The organism is Peptoniphilus sp. oral taxon 386 str. F0131 (assembly GCF_000090945.1).
GTDB lineage: Bacteria > Bacillota > Clostridia > Tissierellales > Peptoniphilaceae > Anaerosphaera > Anaerosphaera mikwangii.
In genome coordinates, this window is record NZ_GL349422.1 from 357,087 (window position 1) to 378,446 (window position 21,360).

General features: G+C 31.0%; 20 protein-coding genes and 2 tRNA genes. 6 read left to right on the forward strand and 16 right to left on the reverse strand.

All coding sequences use genetic code 11. The features are described 5' to 3' along the window. Nucleotides 1–46: 46 nt before the first annotated feature. Nucleotides 47–1,129, reverse strand: a complete 1,083-nt coding sequence (locus HMPREF0629_RS01730; protein ID WP_009221652.1) for a histidinol-phosphate transaminase — start codon at nt 1,127–1,129, stop codon at nt 47–49. Between the two features lie 80 nt (nt 1,130–1,209). On the opposite strand from HMPREF0629_RS01730, the gene HMPREF0629_RS01735 reads away from it, so the two are divergent. Both HMPREF0629_RS01735 and HMPREF0629_RS01740 read left to right on the forward strand, forming a co-directional pair. Further along, nucleotides 1,210–2,226 carry a low specificity L-threonine aldolase gene (locus HMPREF0629_RS01735; protein WP_009221653.1) on the forward strand — a complete coding sequence of 339 codons (1,017 nt, stop codon included), beginning with the start codon at nt 1,210–1,212 and terminating at the stop codon, nt 2,224–2,226. After that, a complete protein-coding gene (locus tag HMPREF0629_RS01740; RefSeq protein ID WP_009221654.1) occupies nt 2,226–2,906 on the forward strand; it encodes a ParA family protein in 681 nt (226 codons plus the stop codon). The genes HMPREF0629_RS01735 and HMPREF0629_RS01740 overlap by 1 nt, the downstream gene beginning before the upstream one ends. A 241-nt stretch (nt 2,907–3,147) precedes the next feature. On the opposite strand, the gene HMPREF0629_RS01745 is transcribed toward HMPREF0629_RS01740, so the two are convergent. The 4 genes from HMPREF0629_RS01745 to HMPREF0629_RS01760 form a co-directional block, all read right to left on the reverse strand. Then, nucleotides 3,148–4,035 carry an alpha/beta fold hydrolase gene (locus HMPREF0629_RS01745; RefSeq protein WP_009221655.1) on the reverse strand — a complete coding sequence of 296 codons (888 nt, stop codon included), beginning with the start codon at nt 4,033–4,035 and terminating at the stop codon, nt 3,148–3,150. Then, nucleotides 4,032–4,775 (reverse strand): 5'/3'-nucleotidase SurE, encoded by a 744-nt coding sequence (surE, locus tag HMPREF0629_RS01750; RefSeq protein WP_009221656.1) that lies wholly within the window; start codon nt 4,773–4,775, stop codon nt 4,032–4,034. Before surE ends, HMPREF0629_RS01745 begins: the two co-directional genes overlap by 4 nt. An 8-nt stretch (nt 4,776–4,783) precedes the next feature. Further along, nucleotides 4,784–5,569: an MBL fold metallo-hydrolase gene (locus HMPREF0629_RS01755; RefSeq protein WP_039856433.1), complete on the reverse strand. Its 786-nt coding sequence runs from the start codon at nt 5,567–5,569 to the stop codon at nt 4,784–4,786. 294 nt (nt 5,570–5,863) lie between these two features. Then, nucleotides 5,864–6,181 (reverse strand): hypothetical protein, encoded by a 318-nt coding sequence (locus tag HMPREF0629_RS01760; RefSeq protein ID WP_009221658.1) that lies wholly within the window; start codon nt 6,179–6,181, stop codon nt 5,864–5,866. 222 nt (nt 6,182–6,403) lie between these two features. On the opposite strand from HMPREF0629_RS01760, the gene HMPREF0629_RS01765 reads away from it, so the two are divergent. Further along, nucleotides 6,404–6,757: a CidA/LrgA family protein gene (locus HMPREF0629_RS01765; RefSeq protein WP_009221659.1), complete on the forward strand. Its 354-nt coding sequence runs from the start codon at nt 6,404–6,406 to the stop codon at nt 6,755–6,757. Next, on the forward strand, nt 6,750–7,430 hold the full coding sequence (locus HMPREF0629_RS01770; RefSeq protein WP_009221660.1) for an LrgB family protein: 681 nt from the start codon (nt 6,750–6,752) through the stop codon (nt 7,428–7,430). Before HMPREF0629_RS01765 ends, HMPREF0629_RS01770 begins: the two co-directional genes overlap by 8 nt. Before the next feature lie 171 nt (nt 7,431–7,601). Here HMPREF0629_RS01770 and yycI read toward each other — a convergent pair whose 3' ends face one another. The 7 genes from yycI to sdaAB all read right to left on the reverse strand — a co-directional run bounded on the left by yycI (nt 7,602) and on the right by sdaAB (nt 15,178). Then, nucleotides 7,602–8,450, reverse strand: coding sequence for a two-component system regulatory protein YycI (yycI, locus tag HMPREF0629_RS01775; RefSeq protein ID WP_009221661.1), 849 nt, complete (start codon nt 8,448–8,450; stop codon nt 7,602–7,604). Between the two features lies 1 nt (nt 8,451). After that, nucleotides 8,452–9,810 carry a hypothetical protein gene (locus tag HMPREF0629_RS01780; RefSeq protein ID WP_009221662.1) on the reverse strand — a complete coding sequence of 453 codons (1,359 nt, stop codon included), beginning with the start codon at nt 9,808–9,810 and terminating at the stop codon, nt 8,452–8,454. 8 nt (nt 9,811–9,818) lie between these two features. Further along, complete coding sequence (locus HMPREF0629_RS01785) at nt 9,819–11,600, reverse strand: ATP-binding protein (protein WP_009221663.1); 1,782 nt, start codon at nt 11,598–11,600, stop codon at nt 9,819–9,821. A gap of 1 nt (nt 11,601) precedes the next feature. Then, nucleotides 11,602–12,294 carry a response regulator gene (locus tag HMPREF0629_RS01790; RefSeq protein ID WP_009221664.1) on the reverse strand — a complete coding sequence of 231 codons (693 nt, stop codon included), beginning with the start codon at nt 12,292–12,294 and terminating at the stop codon, nt 11,602–11,604. A 101-nt stretch (nt 12,295–12,395) separates the two neighbouring features. Next, nucleotides 12,396–13,622 (reverse strand): dicarboxylate/amino acid:cation symporter, encoded by a 1,227-nt coding sequence (locus tag HMPREF0629_RS01795; protein ID WP_009221665.1) that lies wholly within the window; start codon nt 13,620–13,622, stop codon nt 12,396–12,398. 1 nt (nt 13,623) lies between these two features. Next, entirely contained in the window at nt 13,624–14,508 is an 885-nt protein-coding gene (gene sdaAA, locus HMPREF0629_RS01800) for an L-serine ammonia-lyase, iron-sulfur-dependent, subunit alpha (RefSeq protein ID WP_039856438.1), read from the reverse strand. 1 nt (nt 14,509) lies between these two features. Beyond that, nucleotides 14,510–15,178: an L-serine ammonia-lyase, iron-sulfur-dependent subunit beta gene (gene sdaAB, locus HMPREF0629_RS01805; protein ID WP_039856441.1), complete on the reverse strand. Its 669-nt coding sequence runs from the start codon at nt 15,176–15,178 to the stop codon at nt 14,510–14,512. Between the two features lie 292 nt (nt 15,179–15,470). On the opposite strand from sdaAB, the gene HMPREF0629_RS01810 reads away from it, so the two are divergent. Both HMPREF0629_RS01810 and HMPREF0629_RS01815 read left to right on the forward strand, forming a co-directional pair. Then, the gene (locus HMPREF0629_RS01810; RefSeq protein WP_009221666.1) at nt 15,471–17,018 is read left to right on the forward strand and encodes an AbgT family transporter; all 1,548 of its coding nucleotides are present in this window, start codon (nt 15,471–15,473) and stop codon (nt 17,016–17,018) included. Nucleotides 17,019–17,141: 123 nt separating this feature from the next. Beyond that, nucleotides 17,142–18,395 (forward strand): dihydroorotase, encoded by a 1,254-nt coding sequence (locus tag HMPREF0629_RS01815; RefSeq protein WP_039856445.1) that lies wholly within the window; start codon nt 17,142–17,144, stop codon nt 18,393–18,395. A gap of 46 nt (nt 18,396–18,441) precedes the next feature. Here the strand turns inward: HMPREF0629_RS01815 and HMPREF0629_RS01820 are convergent. The 4 genes from HMPREF0629_RS01820 to HMPREF0629_RS01835 form a co-directional block, all read right to left on the reverse strand. Continuing rightward, nucleotides 18,442–18,518, reverse strand: a tRNA-Arg gene (locus HMPREF0629_RS01820). 50 nt (nt 18,519–18,568) lie between these two features. After that, a tRNA-Ser gene (locus HMPREF0629_RS01825) sits at nt 18,569–18,657 on the reverse strand. 248 nt (nt 18,658–18,905) lie between these two features. After that, on the reverse strand, nt 18,906–20,141 hold the full coding sequence (locus tag HMPREF0629_RS01830) for a PD-(D/E)XK nuclease family protein (RefSeq protein ID WP_009221668.1): 1,236 nt from the start codon (nt 20,139–20,141) through the stop codon (nt 18,906–18,908). 106 nt (nt 20,142–20,247) lie between these two features. Next, nucleotides 20,248–21,306: a YafY family protein gene (locus HMPREF0629_RS01835; RefSeq protein ID WP_009221669.1), complete on the reverse strand. Its 1,059-nt coding sequence runs from the start codon at nt 21,304–21,306 to the stop codon at nt 20,248–20,250. Between the last annotated feature and the right edge of the window lie 54 nt (nt 21,307–21,360).

The window sequence follows — 21,360 nt, forward strand, 5'->3', positions numbered from 1 at the left end:
GGGAAAAATTCCGAGTCCTGCCAAATGCGACTGAAAAGTATTCTTCTTAATCTGCTTTATTAAAAAATTTTTTGATTTCAGCAATTAATTTTTTATTATCTTCTTCATTTAAAATACAAAATCTGAAATATTTTTCGTTTAAATTTTTGAAGCTTGAGCAGTCTCTAATTACCATAGCTTTTGTCAAAAGGTGCTCTCTTAAATCGTGAGCAGCAGCATCTGTTAAAATTTTACATAAGATAAAGTTGCCTTCTGATTTAAAAACTTTTATTTCAGGCATAGAAGAAAGTTCTCTCAATAAATAGTTTCTTTCTCTTTTGATAAATTCAAACACATCGCTTTGGTATTTACTGTCGGAGAACATAACTCGTCCCATCAGATCGGCAAAAATATTTATTCCCCAAAGCATTGAGTTTTCATTTAGTTTCATCTTTGAGTCTTCGTCTGAAGTAATTCCGTATCCGAGTCTGATTCCGGGAGCTGCAAAAAATTTGCTGACTCCTCGTATTACAAACAGATTTTTATATTTTTTAGTAAGTGGTATCGATGAAAAATTATTTTTATTTGTAAACTCAACATAGGTTTCGTCAAGAAGCAATTTTACATCTGTAGACGAAAGTATTTTTTCAATTTGCTCTCTTGATAAGATTGTTCCTGTCGGATTGTTGGGATTTGCAAATGTAAGCAGTTCTATTTTCTCGGTATTGACAGTTAAAATTAGATTATCAACATCAACTTCAAAATTATTCTCTTCTGACAAATTATAAAAATATATTTTTGAGTTGTGTTTTTTCAGTTCATTTTCATATTCACTGTAGCATGGAGAAAACAACATTGCTTTTTTAGGTTTGACAAGAGCTGTGTATTCTCTGATTAACTGCGTTGTTCCGCTACCCAAGAAAATGTCGCTTTGGTCTGCAGATGTGAATTTTGAGATTTCTTCTTTCAGTGCATAGTATTTAGAATCAGGATATGCACTTACAAGTTCCAAATTATCTTTTAAATATTGTAGTGCTCTTTTTGAAGTTCCAAGAGGATTTATATTGGAAGAAAAGTCCAATATTTCCTTTGGATTAAAATTATATTTTCTTGAAAGCTCAAATATATTTGCGCCGTGATTGTCTTTCATATTATCGCCCCTATATCTATTTAATACTCTACAAAAAATAATTGTAGTGTTATAATTATTATAGCATTGGAGGAGTATTTATGAATATATTTTTAAATGATTATAATGATTTATGCCATGAAGAGGTTTATAAAAAGTTAGCTTTGGTAAATCAAAAGGGAAATGCAGGGTATGGAAATGATGAATATTGTGAAAGAGCTAAGCAGCTTATAAAGAGAGATTTAAAAAATGACAATGTTCACATAGAGTTTGTAAGCGGAGGAACTGTTGCAAATATTATTGCAATCAGTGCAAATCTTCTTCCGTATGAATCTGTAATTGCAGCTGCAAGTGGACATATTACAGGTCATGAGGCAGGTTCAATTGAAGCTACGGGACATAAAATAGAAATAATTAATACGGAAGACGGAAAGTTAAATGATATACTCCTTGAAAAGAAAATTGATGAGCTTACGGAGGAATATCATACTGTTCCTAAAATAGTATATATATCACAAACTACGGAACTCGGTTCAGTGTATAGTTATGCCGAAATTGAAGATATTTATAATGTGTGTCTTGAAAGAGGGCTGTATTTGTATATTGACGGGGCAAGGATGGCGCATGGTCTTGCAGCATCGGATATTGAGATTGAAGATTTGTGTAATATCTGCGATATTTTTACGCTTGGCGGAACTAAAAATGGAGCGATTTATGGAGAAGTTCTTGTGATAGTTGAACCGGAGCTTAAACAAAACATTAGAAATTTTATGAAACAAAGAGGCGCTGTAATGGCAAAAAGTTTTGCAATAGGAGCTCAATTTGATGCGCTATTTGAGAATGGACTTTACTATAAACTTGCAGATAAAGCTTATGATATGAGTGTTAAACTTGTAAGAGAATTAAAAAATATAGGGGTTAAATTTTTTAAGGAGCCTGAAAGTAATCAGGTATTTATAATTTATCCTCTTGAAAAAATTAAACAGCTTGAGATAGAAAATCGTTTTGAAGTTATGCCGTATTTGGAAAATGAAAAAATTATAAGATTTGTAACGAATTACAGGACAACAGAAGATGAGATTAACGGTCTTATAAAATGTATTAAGGAGCTTGAATAATGTATATAACTTTTTTTAATGATAAGGGCGGAGTTGGATGCTCCACAATAGTTAGAGAACTGAGTCTTTATTTTACAAGAATAAACAGAAAAGTTCTTATAATAGATTTGGATAATAAAGGGACAATTACAAAGAGTTTGGGTGTAGATTCAGTTAAAACTGTAAAAGATTTGGTTGAAGGTTCATCTGCATTGGAATGCATAACAAATACAAAATATGTGGATTTGATAAGCTATGATAAAAATTTTTTACCGTCTGAAAATACATTAAGATCTTATCTTGGAGAGATTGAAGGACTTTATGATTATATTTTTATTGATAGTGATGCTTCTAACGCTGAATATGCAATTAAGGCATCAAGATATGTAGTTATACCTACTACTTGTGATTTATACAGTTATTTTAGCCTTGAAGATACGCTGAATAAAATACAGGAGCATGGAAAGCGAATGAGGATTTTATTAAATAAAGTAAGTGATTCGGATATTTGTGTTGATATTACAAATAGAATACTTGAACTTAGTGAGAAAAAAAGTATAAAAATTTTTGATACTGCAATAAGAGATGATGAGACAATATTGGAAATTCAGTATAAAAATAAAGAACTTAGAAGCTTTGATACAGTTTCGGATGCGGCAGAAGATTTTCTTATGTTGGTAGATGAAATTGACAGCTTGTAAAATGATGAAATGTTTTTATACTTTAGTCAACCGGCAATTGATTTTTCAAATGCATTAAAAAACTTTTAAATATGATGTAGATTGGCAGGACATATAAAAGTCCTGTCATATTATTTGAACTTTTAAAATAATACAAACTTACTATGTTACAAAATAGTGTAAGAGTTAAAATTTTCATATATTTACCTCAATAAAATTATTTAATTATAGTAGATTGTAAAAAAAGTAAAAGGTTTCCCTTTTACTTTTCTAAAAATTCATAAATTTTTTCATACACATTTTTATTATTTTCTTCATTTAATATTTCGTGTTTCATATTTTTATAAAATTTGAGTTCCAAGTTTTTAAAGCCTAAATTTTTATAATTGTTATAGACTTTTCTAACCCCTTTTTTAAATCCCCCTACAACATCATCACTTCCGGATATAAATAATAAAGCTGTATCTTTCGGAGTACTTTCTAAGTTGGATTTGTCGTTAATTTTGACAAGGCATTGTCCCAAGGTCTTATATCCGTTAGCTGTAAACGGATATCCACAAAATTCATCTTCTACATAATTTTTTATATTTTCTTTGTTGTAGCTTATCCAATCATACATACCTTCATCCTTATTTGAGTAGGAGCCTGTTGTTAGATTTAATAATAAACCGCTTACATATTTTTCGCCTTTTATCTTTACAATTATGGAAGATAATAGGTATAAGAGTCTTGCATTAAATTTGCTGATATGTCCTGTTCCCATAAGGATACATTTTTGAACATTGTATTTTGAAATATAATATCTCATAATAAACGACCCCATTGAATGGCCGAGGTAATAAATCGGAAGATTATATTTTTCTTTCAGCATATTTGAAAGAAGATTTATATCTGAAATTACATTTGAAAGAGTATCTCCATTGCCGAAATATCCGAGAATTTTTGCTGTTTTTCCATGTCCTAAATGATTATTTCCTGCAACTATTATATTTCTTTCATTTAAAAATTTTGCAAGAGGCTCATATCTGTCAATGTATTCACACATTCCGTGAGCTATTTGTAATATGTATTTGGGATTTTCGCAGTCCCAAATTATGGCATCAATTTCGTCAATTCCATTTGATGAGGTATATCTTATTTCATTTTTCATAATCTTTCTCCCAACAGATTAACAAGATTTTCATTTGTAAGGTTGTGTATTAGAGGTGTAACAGTTGCAAATCCACGTTCCAAGTAATATCTGTCTGTTCCTTCTACGTTTATACATTTGTTTCTACCGTGAAGCTTTAAAATATATCCGTCGTCGGTTTTACTTGTTGTGTATTTGTCCATAACAGAGCAGCCAACTTTACAAATTTTAATTCCGTTTAAGTTTTCATAAGAAAGTTTTGGTACATTTATATTCAAAACATGAGATGTTTTTAAACCTAATGATAGTTTATTAAATACCTCTACTGCAACTTTTGCCGCACTTTTAAAATCTGCACTTATTTTATCATATTCAGCAGAGATTGCTATTGCATTTATACCGAATACATTTGCTTCGATAGCCGCTGAAACAGTACCTGAATACATTATATCCATGCCTGCATTATAACCTAAGTTACAGCCTGAAAAACAGTAGTCAAAATCATTTCCAAGTACCTCAAGTGCAGTACGTACACAATCTGCCGGCGTCCCTGAAACACTATAAGAATTGCAGTTTAGACCGTCTATTTCAACTTTATTAAATTTTAATTCTTTCATCAATGTAATAGAATGACTTTTACCGGAATTTTCAACATCAGGTGCAACGACAGTTATGTTGTGTCCTTCAAAAATGAGTTGCTTTGCAAGTTCTCTGATACCTGCTGAAAAAAATCCGTCATCATTTGTAAGAAGTATATTCATATTTCCTCCTATAATTTATGAATTGTAGATATATTTTCTCTTGGTGATACCTCTAAAATATAGTCGGTACCCTCCAAGATATTTTTTTGAGAAAGTTCATCTCTTACAGTTCTTGCAGCGAGCATCGGGAGATTGTTGTCATTAGAAAGATGTGAGAGCATTACGATTTCCTTTTTCCTGTTTAAAAGTTTGTCTAGTGCTTCGGCTGCATTTTTATTTGAAAGATGTCCTTTATTTGATGCTATTCTCTGCTTTAATGACCATGAATAACTTCCATTCATCAGCATTTCAAAATCGTGATTAGCCTCAAGATAATATAAATCTGAATCTTTGATTTGTTCAAGAATATCTTCGTTTATATATCCTGTATCTGTAACAAGAGATATTTTTTTGTCTCCGATTATTGAAAAACAACTTCCACATGAGCAATCATGGAATGTTCCTATCGGGTTTATATATAAATCCTTAAAGTAAAAAGGTCTTTCATTTTCAAAGACATAGGTATTTTCCGCTTTTATTTCTTTTGTTATAGGGAGCATTGCATTTAAGGTATTATTATTTGCAAATACTTTTAAATTATGGCGCCTTGAAAGTACGCCGACACCCTTCACATGGTCGAGATGCTCATGAGTTACAAAAATTGCATCAATTTCATCAACAGATACATTTATTGAACTTAAAAGCTCTTCAATCTTTTTGCCGGAGAGTCCGGCATCTATTAAAATTTTGGTATTCTTATATTCGATATATTCGCAGTTCCCGTTTGAACCGCTTGAAAGAGAACAAAAAATCATATATACCTCCAATATTACATTGTACCATAGTATGTTTAAAAGTGTATAGTAACAAATTGATATAGATGGTACATAAATAAAAAAAGTGAGTCTAAGCTCACTATAAATTAGGATAAAGTTTTCTATAGAGATTTTACTTTTATATAAGATAGTAATGTTATAGATAAAGACAAATAGATATAAATCTATGCTTTAAGCTGAACAGCTTTTTCATCTCTATTAAGCATTAAAGGCACACATAAAGAAAATCTAAATCAAAAATGAAAACAATCTGAAGTGTACCGAAAATCATTTTTAATAAGTTCCTACCGCATATAAATTTCCGCTATATGTGACCCAACCATCTTGTACAAATTGTAAGTGTAATCTGCCTGAAAATATAACTCCATTCTGTTTTAAATCTTGATATATAAATTGAGAAATGTAAGATGTATCAGCGAAATATTTTTTGATTGTATAATTATAAATTACATCATCATCAAAACCTCTTAAAAGATTGTTTATAACGTCCAACCTTTTAGGAAGGAGATTTTCTAAAATTAAAGGTTCTGATTGTTCACGTACACTGTAATTTTGGGCATATGCAGGATGTATCAGTAAACAAATAAGCATAAAAACTGTTAAAAAATAAGATAACCTTTTTATAATAAACCTCCTAATAAAATAAATTAATATTACTTACAAAAATAGTATAACATACAATTAAACTTAAAGTAATATGATATCTAAAAATAAAGATATCATATTACAATACTAAAATTATTATTATTTGAAATTGGGATAAAAATAAAGTATCATAGAAATCACGTATGATATATAGGGTAGGGGTGAAATATGAATTATTTAAAGGAATTTTCAATTTTGGTGCTTTGTCTGTTTTTGGGAACTGTAACAAAGCATTTTATCAATTTTCCGATACCGGAGTCGGTGTACGGGATGGTGTTTTTATTTGTATTCATTATGTTTAAGATGATTAAGATAAAAGATGTCGAAAAAACATCACACGGTCTTTTAAAAAATCTTGCATTTTTCTTTGTACCTTCAGGAGTTAGAATAATCAGCGAATATGACAATATAAAAGGTCATACTGTTTCAATAGCACTTGTAATTGTAATTTCTACGATTATAACAACTATAGTAACCGGAATAGTAGTTTCAGCTTTGCAAAGGAGGAGAAAGAATGTTTAGTTCACCGTATTTCGGTCTTATACTTTCGGCATCAACCTACGGTTTTGGAATGTATTTAAAGAAAAAAATAAAAAGTCCCCTGATAAATCCTCTTTTGATTTCAATAGCACTTTGTATAATTTTTTTAAAGACATTTAATATAAGTTATGAAGATTATGAAGTTGGAGGAAGATATATATCATTTATGATTGCACCTGCAACTGTTGCTCTTGTTGTGCCGCTGTATCATAATTTGGATAAACTTCTTAACAATTTGGTGCCTATAATCATGGGGATATTATCAGGTTCTGTTGTGGCACTTGTGAGTATAATTATATTGTGCAAGTTGTTCGGGTTAAGCGAGTTTATAACAATATCTCTGCTTCCTCAGTCAATTACCACTGCAATAGGAATTCCGCTTTGTGAGGAATATGGAGGAAGTATTGCCGTAACAGCCATGTCAATTGTGATAAGAGGAATTATAGGAGCTGTTTCAGCTCCGATTATACTTAAAATATTCGGCATTAAAGATAAAGTTGCAGTCGGAATTTCAATCGGGACGGCATCTCATGCGGTAGGAACATCAAAAGCGGTGGAACTTGGAGAAATTGAGGGTGCTATGAGCGGACTTTCAATTGCAATAGCAGGGATAATTACAGTATTTTTAATACCGCTTATGGTTAAATTTATATGAGCTGTGACTTATAAAAATAGGTGGCGCTGAAATAGCAATGTTAAAATCAGTTGACTTTTAATAGTTTTATAAATTAATAATTGTCATATTTCTAAATATTACAGTTTTAAACAAAATAGGAATGATTAATCATTCCTATTTTGTTTAATTTGTATTTTATGTTGGATAAAATCAATATGATCCGATTTCAATATCATCTCCGTCATCAAATTGTATTTTCCAAGCGGGAATCGCTCTTCCCTGGACGGCCTTTGTTATATCTTCTACATAACCTTGTTCTTCGGGGTCAAAGTAAAAGCATTCTTCTATGTCCGTAATTTTTCTGCCGAAAGCCTCACTTTCATCAAGCAGTGTTAGAAGTGCCTTAGGTGCGGAAATAAGACGGATATCAGATTGAGATTTATCCAAAATATCAAGCCAAAGCCTGTCCATATATGTTACAACATCGCCATCTAATATAAAATTCAAGTATGAACGTTCAACTGTTACTCCGTGATATAATTTAGCGTAGTTTAAATAATATTTTCCATTTTCTTTTTTTGTGTATACACACTTCATATCTGAAATGTCAAATCCATGCTCTATCAGAAAGTTTTTGATGATTTCTTGAGCTTCTCTAAAATCCACATCATCGGTCGATTGTATTGGATATGAGTTTTCATATATTAGTCTTCTTGAGTTTAAGATACTTAGCATCTCACTATCATTACTTATTCTTGAAAAGTTTATGCTTGGAGTTTCTATTATACCCTTACCCTTAAAAAATTTTTCATTTAAATCCGGGTTTGAATAGGATTCAAATTCAACTCTAAGTGAAGGAAGTTTAATTTTGTTTTTAGGAATATAACAGTCAACGGTTATATCTTTTTTTTCAAGAAGTCTAAGAGTTTCATTTATGAATGAATTAGATGTGCTTTTATCTTGAGTTTTATAGTAGTTTGAAAAAATATAGCCGAATAGTACCAGGTTTACGATTAAAAGAGCTACTATGAGTATATTTTTTGCCTTAGACCAATCCATATTATCTCTCCATTAAAAATTTTCCGGCATCAAGTGAAAAATAAAGTTGTCTGTTGTTGTAATTTATATTTATTGCCATTGTAAGTTTGTTTTTTTCTAAATTTGAAACATCATCAATATATGCTAAATTTATATCTTGTATATTTTTTAAAATATCTTTAATGTTTGTATATTCTTCTACCGGCATAAATTTAATTAAATTTTTTTGAATTATATCTTCAATTGAATAGATTTCCGTTTCTTTAAATTCTGTTTGAGGCATATTGACCGCTTTTCTATATATCTGTTTGTAGCTTTTAACAAAGGAAGAGAATACTTCCATTTCTATATAGTCGTGATTTTCTTGTTTATCTAATATTATCGGAATTGAATCTTCCTTTAAATTAAAGGAAAATTTATATCCTTTATTATTTCCGTTTTCGACAAGTTCTATTTTAGATAGGTATAAATCTTTTGCTATACCTGTTTTTGTTGCAATAAAGCTAAGTGCAGTTCTAAGTGAGATATATAAATTTTCTTTTTGAGATTCAAATTTTTCGGCGTTTTCATATTCTATGAGACCTGTGTTTGAAAATTTAAGGTATTGATTTTCATATACAAAGGTTGAACCGTTTATCTGAGTTATTTCTCGTATATAGTCTATACTCTGATTTAAAAATCTTTCAGCAAGCTTGTTTTTATAGCTGCTGTCCATATTTTTAAGATTTGAAAAATAGTATATATCTCTTGCTGTAATTGTATTTTTTTGCGGTATATAAATATTTTTTTCAATTGAATATAGTTCGTAAAAATTTTTATAATTTTTATATCCCGTATTTTCAATAGTGCTTAAGGTTTGAGTTATATCCTTATCAATAGGAAGATGTACCTTAAAAAATCCTATTTGATTTACTATTGCTATATCATTATTTGATATATAGATTTCTTGTATTGGAACATTGTTGCTGTCATGCTCTTTATCTACAAATCCAAGTAGCTTTAAAAACATATTTTCTGTTATAGTGTGGTTGAATTTGAAAACTATGGATCTGTTTTCCTGGAGCTTCATATATTCTTCCGCACTTATTTCGGTTAGAAGTTCTTTTTTTGATTCTATAAATATGTTTAAAATTGTATTTAGATATTCTCTGTATAAATCATCAAATACATAAATTACACTATGTCTTTCTTCTCCAAAATTGGCAATCATTTTTTGGGGCTTTAAAAGCTCTGTAAAAAGTTCTTTTGGATTATATTCATTGTTGATTTTTATTACATTTGATCTGTCAGGAAGGTTAAACCATAAAAATCTGATTTGAAATATTGTAAGACATATTAATGCTATTAATAATGTATTTAATAATAAATCTCGCTTTTTCATTTTATCACCTAAGCTGCTTTTAAGCTTATTGAAATTTTAGTGCCTTCTTTAAATTTTGAATCTATCTTAATATCTCCACCCATTGATAGAGTGAGTTCTCTTGCTATTGAAAGTCCAAGACCTGTTCCTCCCATAGCACGACTTCTGCCCTTTTCAACTCTATAAAATCTTTCGAATATTCGAGGAAGGTCGCTTTCCGGTATTCCTATACCGTTATCCTCTACGATAATATTTACATTAAAATAGTTTGAGGTCGCGCTGATTTTAATTTTCCCGCCTTCATCTGTATATTTAATTGCATTCGAAATTATATTCATTAAGATTTGGTCAAGTGCATGTCTGTCTGCATATATATTTCTTATATCCATAGGTATTTCCAAACTGATATTATGATTTTTTTCTTTTATCATTACAGAAAGACCCTCAAGAGTTTGACTTAAAATATCATAGGTATCAATTTCTTCATAGACATAGTTCGAAGTTTTGTAGTCTATATTTGAAAGCTGAAGTAAATCGGAAACAAGTCTGCCCATTCTCGTATTTTCTCTGTTTATAATTTTTACAAAGTGTTTTACTTCGTCCGGCTCCATTTTTGAATCAAGAAGCGTTTCACTATATGAACGTATAGTTGTTATAGGAGTTTTAAGTTCGTGAGATACATTTGCAACAAATTCCTTTCTCATTACATCAAGAGTATGTTCTTTTGTTATATCTTGAAGTACTACAATAAGTCCCAAGTTTGTAAGTCTTCCTTTTTTATAGGGAGCATATTTTATTTTAAAGAATTTATCTTTTATTTCCAATTCACTTTCACCTTCAAGAGATGAGTTATCTGAATAGTTTATTCCGAATATGTTTAGTTTTGTAAGATCTTGTTTTGTCTTTAGATAGTTTTCATCTAAGTCCAATATTTCTCTGGCAATGGGGTTGGCATGGATTAAATAACCGCTTCTGCTAACAGCTATAACACCTTCAGCCATGTAATTAAATATCGTATTGAGTTTACTTTTTTCAAGATTCATTTGATTTATTGTAGTATTAAGCTCTTCTGTAAGATAGTTAAACATAGAGCCTAAGTTTCCGATTTCATCGTTGCTTTTTACTTCTACACGTTGGTCAAAGTTTCCCTTCGCCATTTCACTTGCTTTGGTAGTAACATCTCTGATGGGCTCTGTTATTGAGATTGCAATTATATACCCAAGGAGTGAGGTTATTGCAAGTGCAATTAGAGTTGCATAGCTAAGTATTATTTTTGCATCTTTAAGCAGACTATATACAGAAGATAAATTTGCGGTCATATATAAAATGCCCTTAACATCTCCATCGGATGAGAAAATCGGCTTTGAAATGTGTTTTTCATTAAGACTTACATCTCCGTTTGCGGTTATTGTATCCGCAGTTTCACCTTGTAATGATCTTAAAATTAAGCTCGGTTCCAATGCCTTATATGAAAAGGCTTCTTTGCCGTCAATTAAATCCTTATTATTTGTAGTAGATGCAATAATTATTGGAGACTCATCTGCACTTAGGGCATAAATACTCTCACCGACAGACAGTCTCCACTCATTTAAGATGTTTTTAATTTGTGAACTTTTATTACTCCAATTTTCATCAGATATATAATTTGAAGCTCCTATAATAGTATTTAAGGTTTGTGTCATATTATCTTCTATATTCTGAGTTTGCTGAACCTCAAGTCTATTAATAATAAATGCACCTACTATGGACATTGAAATCAGTACAAGTAAAAAATATATAGTTATAAATCTGTACTTAATACTGTTAAACATTTTAACCTCCGAAATAATATCCCACACCGCGTTTAGTCATAATGTATTTAAAATCCTTATCTTTGTCTTCAATTTTTTCGCGAAGACGTCTTACAGTGACATCAACTGTTCTTATATCTCCGTAATATTCATAGTCCCATACTTGATCAAGAAGTTCTTCACGGGAAAAAACCTGTCCCGGAGAAGATGCAAGATATTTTAAAAGTTCATATTCACGTAAGGTTAAATCTATAACCTTACCTTTCTTTTTAATTTCATATTTAGTCAAATCGATAATTAAATCGCCGGCTTCAATTACTTTAGATTCTGAATTCGGAGTCTCCGTTTCAAAATCATATCTTCGCAAAATAGCTTTAACTCTTGCAGTAAGTTCTCTCATTGAAAACGGCTTTACAACATAGTCGTCCGCCCCGAGTTCAAGACCGAGTATTTTATCTACTTCATCTTCTTTGGCGGTTAGCATTATAATTGGTATATGTCGAGTTTTTCTAAGCTCTCTTAAAACGGTAAAGCCATCAATTTTCGGCATCATAACATCTAAAATAATTAAATCAAAATTTGAGTCCTTTACTTTTTCAAGACATTGTTCTCCGTCAAAAGCAAGTTCAACTTCAAATCCGTCACGTTTTAAATTGAATTCTATAATTTCAGCTATTGCAGCTTCATCATCTACAACGAGAATTTTTCCAAACATTTGAATTCCCCCTTTCTAACATTATACCATAATAGATAAAATATATAATTATAAATTTACATACAAAAACGCCTTGCTAAAGTAAGCAAGGCGTTTTAATCTTATTTGTTTTCATTTGTAGGAATTGGTTTGCGTAAAATATTTTTGTAGTAAATTTTTTCAACTATCATTGAAACTGCATTATCTCCTGTTACATTTGCAGCAGTTCCGAAGCTGTCCTGTGTCAAGTATAATGAAATTAAAATTGTCGCAAGAGGACTGTCAGATGCTATTGCAACTGCCGGTAAGAATGGAAGAGCACTCATTACCGCTCCGCCCGGTGCGCCCGGTGCTGCTACCATAGCTACTCCAAGTATTGCGATAAATTTGAAAATTAAGAAGTAGCTGTGAGGCATATCGTACATATGAAGTAATGTAAATACACATGCTGTAAGAGTAATCATAGATCCCGGCATATGGCAAGTAGCACATAGAGGAATTACAAATTCTCTAATTTGCTTTGTTACTCCTATATTTTTATTACAGTTTATATTAACCGGAATAGTAGCTGCTGAAGATTGAGTACCTATTGCAGTAAAGTATGCAGGTAAAGCTCTTCTAAGTGAAGCTATAGGATTTTTTCCTGTAAATCCTCCGGCTACAACAAACATAAGTGATATATAAATTATATGAAGAACTATTATGCAACCGAAAATCTTAATGAATACTTGAAGAATTGCAAATACTGAACCTGAATATGCCATATTTGCAAAGTTTCCAAAAATAAAGATAGGAAGTAAAGGAATAATTGCCTTTTCAAGTACAAGATTTATTATCTTATTAAATTCATCTATTATTTTATAAAAAGTTTCTCCTGAACCCTTTTGTCTTAAAATTGAAACACAAAGACCAAGCATAAATGCAAGTACAAGAGCGGCAGTAACTTCAATTATCGGATTTAGAGGAATAGTAAAGAAAGGAGATAAATCATTTCCTGAAGCATCCTTAATTTGTTCGACCATTTCCGGTGAAATAAAGCTTGGGAATATATTACTTGCCATTGCATATGATAAAGAACCTGCTATAAGTGTAGATGCATAAGAAAGAATAACTGTTACGAGAAGCAGCTTTCCTGCACCTTCAGATAAATCTGAAATACCTTTTGTTACAAAAGCAATAATCATAAGCGGAATTATGAAACCTAAAAATTTACCGAAATTAGCTGAAATTGTAACTGCTATTTTTGTTACTATTTCAGGACAATACTTACCAACTAAAATACCCAAAGCTATTGCAATTAATAGTCTAGGTATAAGACCTATTTTCTTTTTTGTAGTTTGTTCACTCATTTTAATTTCCCCCTGTTTTTCCTAAAAATTCATCTCTTATTCTCTTTCCGGTTTTAGTTCCGGCAAGCCCGCCAAGTCCGGTTTCTCTTAGAGATTCATGCATAAGTTTACCGACTTCTCCCATAGCTTGTGCAACTTCGTCAAAAGGAACAAAAGATGTAACGCCCGCTAAGGCGAGATCTGCTGATATAAATGCATTTACAACACCTGAAGCATTTCTGAATGTGCATGGGTATTGAACAAGTCCTGCTATCGGATCGCATACGAGACCTATGACATTTATGATTGTTATACTTGCGGCATGAAGTGCCTGTTCCGGAGTTCCCCCCATCATTTCAATAAGGGCACTTGCAGCCATTGCGGATGCAGCACCGCATTCTGCCTGACATCCTCCTTCAGCTCCGGCAAAAGTAGCATATTTTGCTATAATTTGACCTATTGCTATTGAAGTCAAAAGACCGTTTTGAACGGTTTCGTTGTCAAAATTATATTTTTCGATTGCAGAGACAATTGTTGCAGGCATTATACCTGATGAACCTGCAGTAGGAGCAGCAACAATTTTTCCCATGGCATCATTTACTTCACTTGTTGAAAATGCCATCGCCATGGTGTGCATCAAGAATTTTCCAATTATAGGTTCTTGATTTTCAGCATAATCATTTGTAATTTTTGCAAATCCGTCTGTCATTTTAAATCTTGTCACATTTGATTTATTCAGATTTTCAGCAGCCGATTTTCTCATTACATCAATTACTATATTAAGATGTTGTCTTATTTCTTCTTCAGTTTTTTTAGAGTTTTTCATTTCCTCTGCAATAACAAGATCGTATATATGACAATTATTTTCTTTACATGCATTTATAATTTCATTAGCTGTATTTAACATATTACACCCCCAAGTATTTTGCAGTTATAAATTTATCCGAAGTCAGTATTTTATCTTGTAAATCTTGAGTAAGAGCTCTGTCTATTTCAAGAGTAAGAGTTACAATTTCCGTTAATGGATTCTTGTCTGTATTAATGGACTCTATATTATACTTATCGGAAGTTAAAATAGAAGATACGTATGCAATAACACCCTGTTGCTCGTGATATTTTAACAGTAGTGTAGGAAACATTCCTCTAAACTCGACAGGCATTCCGTTTATATTTACTATGATAATTGCACCACCGCCGATAGAAGAACCTATTACATATTCATCGTCTTTATAGTCGAAATGAAATACTACCTTAACTGAATTGGGATGATAAATTTCACCCAAGTCTGTGGTTTTAATTTCATAATTTACACCTGTATCGTGTGCTATTTCAAAAGAACTTCTGATTCTTTCGTCATCAGGCTCATATCCCATAATACCACCGACCAACGCCTTATCAGTTCCATGTCCCTTATAAGTGAGCGCAAAAGAACCATGTAATAAAAATTCCACTTTTGTAAAATCTGAACCGCAGATTTTAAGAGCAGTCCTTGCGATTCTACACGCTCCTGCCGTATGAGAGCTTGACGGACCTATCATTATAGGACCAAGTACATCAAAGGCACTATATTCTGCCATAAAAACCCCTCCTTAATATAATAGCATTTTAACATATTGACCATGAAATTAAAACTTAAATAACATTAATTTTAATTGATAAAGTAATTAAATATTGAATGAAATTAATAGGAAAAATCTATAATACATAGCACATTTAGTATACATATTAATTAAAATTGATAAATCAATACTTTTGGAACAAAGTAAATTACAACAAAAGAGTATGAATTAAAAAACACAGTACAAAACGATTGCATTACTAATGAGCTATATATTATAATTGAGGTATCAAATAAAAAAGGAGGATATTATGTCAAAAGAAAAGAAAAATCAACAAGAAATAAGTGGGTTTTTAAAGGGTGTAGAGAGAATAGGAAATAGACTTCCTCATCCTGCAATGCTCTTTGTAATTTTATCAGTAATAGTAATTATAATTTCTCATTTTGCTGCAAAGGGCGAGCCTATAACTTATTTTGATGCAAAGGCGGGAGAAGAAGTAACAAAAGAAGTTGTTTCACTTTTTAATGCCGATGGATTAAGGTACATCTTCAATTCAGCAACTACAAACTTTACAGGATTTGCTCCATTGGGAACAGTTCTTGTAGCTATGCTTGGTGTAGGGGTTGCTGAATGGACAGGACTTTTTAATGCAACACTTAAAAAGCTGTTGTACAATGCAAATCCAAAAATGTTAACACCGATAGTTGTATTTGCCGGTATTATGTCAAATATAGCATCAGATGCAGGTTATGTAGTAGTAATTCCTATCGGAGCAATATTGTTTGCAATGGCCGGACGTCATCCGCTTGCAGGACTTGCGGCAGCATTTGCAGGTGTATCCGGAGGTTTCTCAGCTAACCTTATTCTTGGAACAACTGACCCTCTACTTACAAACATTACAAATGAAGCTCTAAAAGCAGCAGGAATAGACATGAGTTTAGCACCAACTTGTAACTGGTATTTCCTTGCAGTATCTACAATATTCTTAACAATTGTAGGAACATTTGTAACTGATAAGATAGTAGAAAAGAACTTAGGCGAATATAAAGGCTCTTATAGACCTGATAATGCACCTATTTCTGAACTTGAAAACAAGGGTCTTAGAAATGCACTTATAGCATTGGTTGTTTATGTGGCTGTTATGGCATTCTTAATGTTCCCTCAAAATGCAATATTCAGAACATTACAAGAAGACATAGGAAAAATGACATTAAAGGCATTCTTACATGACGGATTAATTCCTGCAATGCTTTTATTATTCTTAATTCCTGGCTTGGTTTACGGAAGAACAATAGGAAAAATAAAGACATCTTATGATTTAGTTGCAGCTATGACAGCAGCAATGAAGTCAATGGGCGGATATATGGTTCTTGCATTCTTCGCTGCACAATTTGTTGCATATTTCGGAAAGACAAACTTGGGAATTATGCTTTCATTCAAGGGAGCAAATTTCTTAGAGAGCATAGGATTAACAGGATTACCACTAATAATACTATTCATCCTAATCTCAGCTTTCCTAAACCTATTTATGGGTTCAGCATCAGCAAAATGGGCTATCATGGCTCCAATCTTTGTGCCGATGATGTATAGACTTGGATTTAATCCTGCACTTACACAAGTTGCATATCGTATAGGAGACTCTTCAACAAATATCATAACTCCGCTTATGAGTTATTTTGCTATGATAGTTGTATTTATGCAAAAATATGACGAAGAATCAGGACTTGGAACTCTTATTTCAATGATGCTTCCATATTCAATGAGTTTCTTATTATTCTGGACAATACTAATGTCAGTTTGGTTCTTCTTAGGAATTCCTACAGGACCGGATGCACCACTTTTACTTGGAATGCTTTAATTTAAAGAAACCTCCCTTTAGGGAGGTTTTTTTGAGCCTTAAATTAAAAATAAATAAAATGATAAAAAACAGTTACAATATAAATTATTTTACAATATAATTTTATTGATAAGGAGGTTAAAGATGATAATTAAAAATGGAAGAATAATAGATCCTGCCTCCGGCATGGATAAAATAGCTGATATAAAAATTGAAGACGGAAAAATTGTAGGCATCGGAAAATTTGATGAAGTAACAGAATGTATTAATGCGGAAAATTTGATTGTAGCACCCGGACTTGTAGATATACATGTTCATTTCAGAGATCCGGGATTTACGGAAAAAGAAGATATATTTACAGGATCAGAGGCAGCCGCAGCAGGAGGATTTACATCAGTAGTATGTATGGGAAATACAAAACCTGTTATGGATAATATTAATACATTGGAATATTTTTTAGACAAGGCAAAAAAATCTCCGATACATGTATATACAATAGCAGCTCTTACTCTTGGATTTAAAAATGAAAAACTTAGTGATATGAGAGAACTTGTAAAAAGAGGATGTGTGGGTTTTTCTGATGACGGGATTCCAAATACGGATACAAAATTAATTTTAGAGGGAATGATGATTGCAAAAGAATTAGATGTTCCAATATCATTTCATGAAGAAGATCCTATGTTAAACCGAGAAAATGGTGTGAATCATGGAAAAATTTCAGATTCTATGGGATTGTATGGAGCTCCGTCAGTTTCTGAAGATGTTCTTGTTGCAAGAGATGGAGCAATGTGTCTTTATACGGGAGCAAAAATTGACATTCAGCATATAAGTTCGGGAGAAGCCGTAGATATAGTAAGATTTTATAGAAATCAAGGAGCTAATTTATTTGCAGAGGTAACACCACATCATTTTTCGTGTACGGAAGATTTGATACTTGAAAAGGGAACACTTGCAAAAATGAATCCGCCTCTAAGAACAAGTAAAGATAGAGAAAAAATAATTCAGGGATTAGTTGATGATACGATAACAATCATTGCAACAGATCATGCACCGCATACTGAAGAAGAAAAAAATAGAGACTTTTTAGCAGCTCCAAGTGGAATAATAGGACTTGAGACCGCATTGTCTCTTGGAATAACAAATCTTGTAAAGACAGGTAAGTTATCTCTTATTAAACTGCTTGAAAAGATGACTGTAAATCCTGCAAGACTATATAATCTATCAGCCGGAAAAATTGAAATCGGCGCTGCGGCAGATATAGTTATATTTGATGAAAATGAAGAATATGTAGTAGGAGAGTTTCGTTCAAAAGCAAAAAATTCTCCATTCATAGGAGAAAAATTATTCGGAAAAATAAAATATACAATAGCAGATGGAAAAATAGTATATAAAAATTAAGGAGTCTGATTTCAGACTCCTTAAAAAATAAAAGACCGTTAGTCTTTGGTGCACGCAAGAGGAATCGAACCCCCGGCCTAGGCTTTAGGAGAGCCTCGCTCTATCCTACTGAGCTATGCGTGCATATATTTTTATTTTAGTATAATGAAAAGGTTGTGTCAAATACTAAAACTTGGCGGAGATGGTGGGATTCGAACCCACGTGCCCGTGAAGGCTAACGCATTTCGAGTGCGCCCCGTTATGACCTCTTCGATACATCTCCAAATTATTTACAACTACCTGTTAATAATATCTGAAATTGTTAAAAAATTCAATAGGAATGAGCAACTTATCAACAAAAATATATTTAATTGTGAGAATTTATAGATATTAAAAGGATATGTCCATCTTTAAAGATGGACATATCCTTTACAGCCGAGTTTTGATATTGTTGTATCAACAGCAATACACACTGAAATTGCATAAATAAATATTGAAAAATACTTTTGTAATATTTAGAGTGTATTAAAATTATTCTTTGAATTCAACTATTAACTTTATAAGTTTGGATATCTCTTCTACATGTTGAGATATTAGAGATTCTAATTTGTTTTCATCATATAAAGTTTCAACTAATTCACGGCTCCAATTTTTTGGATTAATTGGTTTAGATTTTAATTGTAATTTTTCATAAAATAACCACCAATTTTCATCTTCTAGTCCATTAGGGAAAATTTCTTTTAATTTTGATTTGAAAGAAGATTTACCGTTGGAATCATAGATATTTTCTTCATTTTCTTCCGTAATTCCTTTTCTTATTCCGAAAATTAACTCATCATCATCTTTTTCAATTTTTAGATATATTTTTCCAATATTAGGTATTTCTCTTATAAGATATATTAATCCATAATAGTTGGAAGCATTTTTCACGGAATACCATCGATTAGGATAACCTAAGTTGTTACGTTTAATATCTTCAACGTTCAAATTAAATTCTTTTAAAATATCTTTCAATTTTTCTTCCAATTTTTTCCAATAGCGTAATCGAAGATCAAATTTAATTTCTTCAAATGCTTTTTTGGTTTCTTCTGCTATAAAAAAATTATCCGCAGATTCTAAAATATAATCTTTAACTTCCATTGTATAATCGTTACTCCCTTCTGATAGTTCTATAAGTAATTCTTTGTATTGTAAAAGCACTTCTCTCAATTTAGGTTCTAATGCTGTTATTTTTATGCAATTTTCTATCCAGTTAATAATTTCATTTTTATAAGATATACAAATTAAATTGTCTTTGTTTGAGCAGCTGTCTGTGCTTGGCTTATGTCCGTCAAGAGTTAGATATATTATTTTGTATTTTGGTTTTTCGGAAAATTTTTTACAGTATTCTTCATATCTATCCAACTGTTTTTCTTGATCACCGGCATAAATTTTGTTTTCAATAACTATTATATTTTTTATATTTTTTTCTGAATAATCAATAAAAATATCGATTATTCCATATTTTGTAAATTTTTCTTTTTCTACACGTAAGGTATTTATTTCGTCATAATCCATATTTATTGTTTTTAAAAAGCTTTTAAAAAATTCCAACTTATATTTTTTGTCATTTAGTAAGCTGTATATAAAAGCTGAGTGTAAATTTACTTCATCTGCCGGTTTTGCTATAGTTTTAAAAATATTGAAATCAGAATTATAGGACTGTAATATTTTATATTTTTCATAAATAATTCTTAAGTTGTTATAAAAAATTTCATATTTATCCAAGATTATCACCTCTTTAATTGTTGTATCATTAACTATAATTTTATAAAATTAAACAGTTTCTAAGTATGTACATTTAAAATATTTTTTTCTGACATAATATGCCTCCTTATTTATATTTATTTAAAGCTGATTTTAAATCGGCTTTTATAGACTCTATTAATTCTTGCGGATGAGTTACTTTTACATGATTGATATATTGCATAATCCACATTTTTATTGCAATTTCATTTGCTTTTACGGTTACGGAAATTTCATCATGTTGAAGTTCTTTAAAAGTTACGTCATCTCCGAACCAATCTAAAATATCATTTATCAAGTCAGGTTTTGTTGTAAATGAAACATTTATTATATTTCCTGAAAACATGTATATGCTTTTTGAAATATATTTTGAAAGATCATAAATATCATTGTGATTTTTTATCGTCGTCTTTGATTTTGCAGTTTCTTTTAAGATTTTTATGTTTGTTATTCTGTCTAAGCGGTAGTGTGAAATGTTATCATATTTATCATAATTACCTATAAGGTAATGTCTGCCGTTGTTTGATACTGTTTGATAAGGGTTTATGATATATACTTTATCTTTTCCTGTTTCATCTTTTTTAGGGTGCAGTTTTTTATCCAAACCATAATCATTATAATTAAAGGATATTTTAAGATTTTTTGAAATTGCTTCATCTATAATTTCTATATTTAAAAATACATTTTGATTTGTAGGAATTGTGTTTGAGATATTGTTTAAATATTTAACACGACTTTTAAAATATTTATTGGATAAATTTTCAAGCTTAGAAATTAATTGTTGTTTTTGTTTTTGAGGTATAGCCTTGGAGTATAAAGTAGAGTTGATTAAAAATCTTATTTCGCTGTCTGTAAATTCTGAGTTTATATAAAAATTTGTAAGTATGTAATTTTCAGATTCTTCTCCAAAGTCATTTTTAACTTTTCTTGGAAATGCTTCATATTCTATATCAAATTCACATTCTATCAGATCCATTAGATTTCTCTTTATCGCTTTTCGCTCAACATTCATTCCATATTCTTTTTTTAATAAATCTAATATATCTTTTTGGCTCAATTTGTGTTCTTCATCAGAGTACTTTCTTAAAATTTTTAAGATATAAATAATTAAAAGTTTTTTTGATTGGGCATGGGTAATACTGAACATACTATCCTCCTAATTGTATTATTGAGATAAGAATAACACAAAAGATGGCACAAA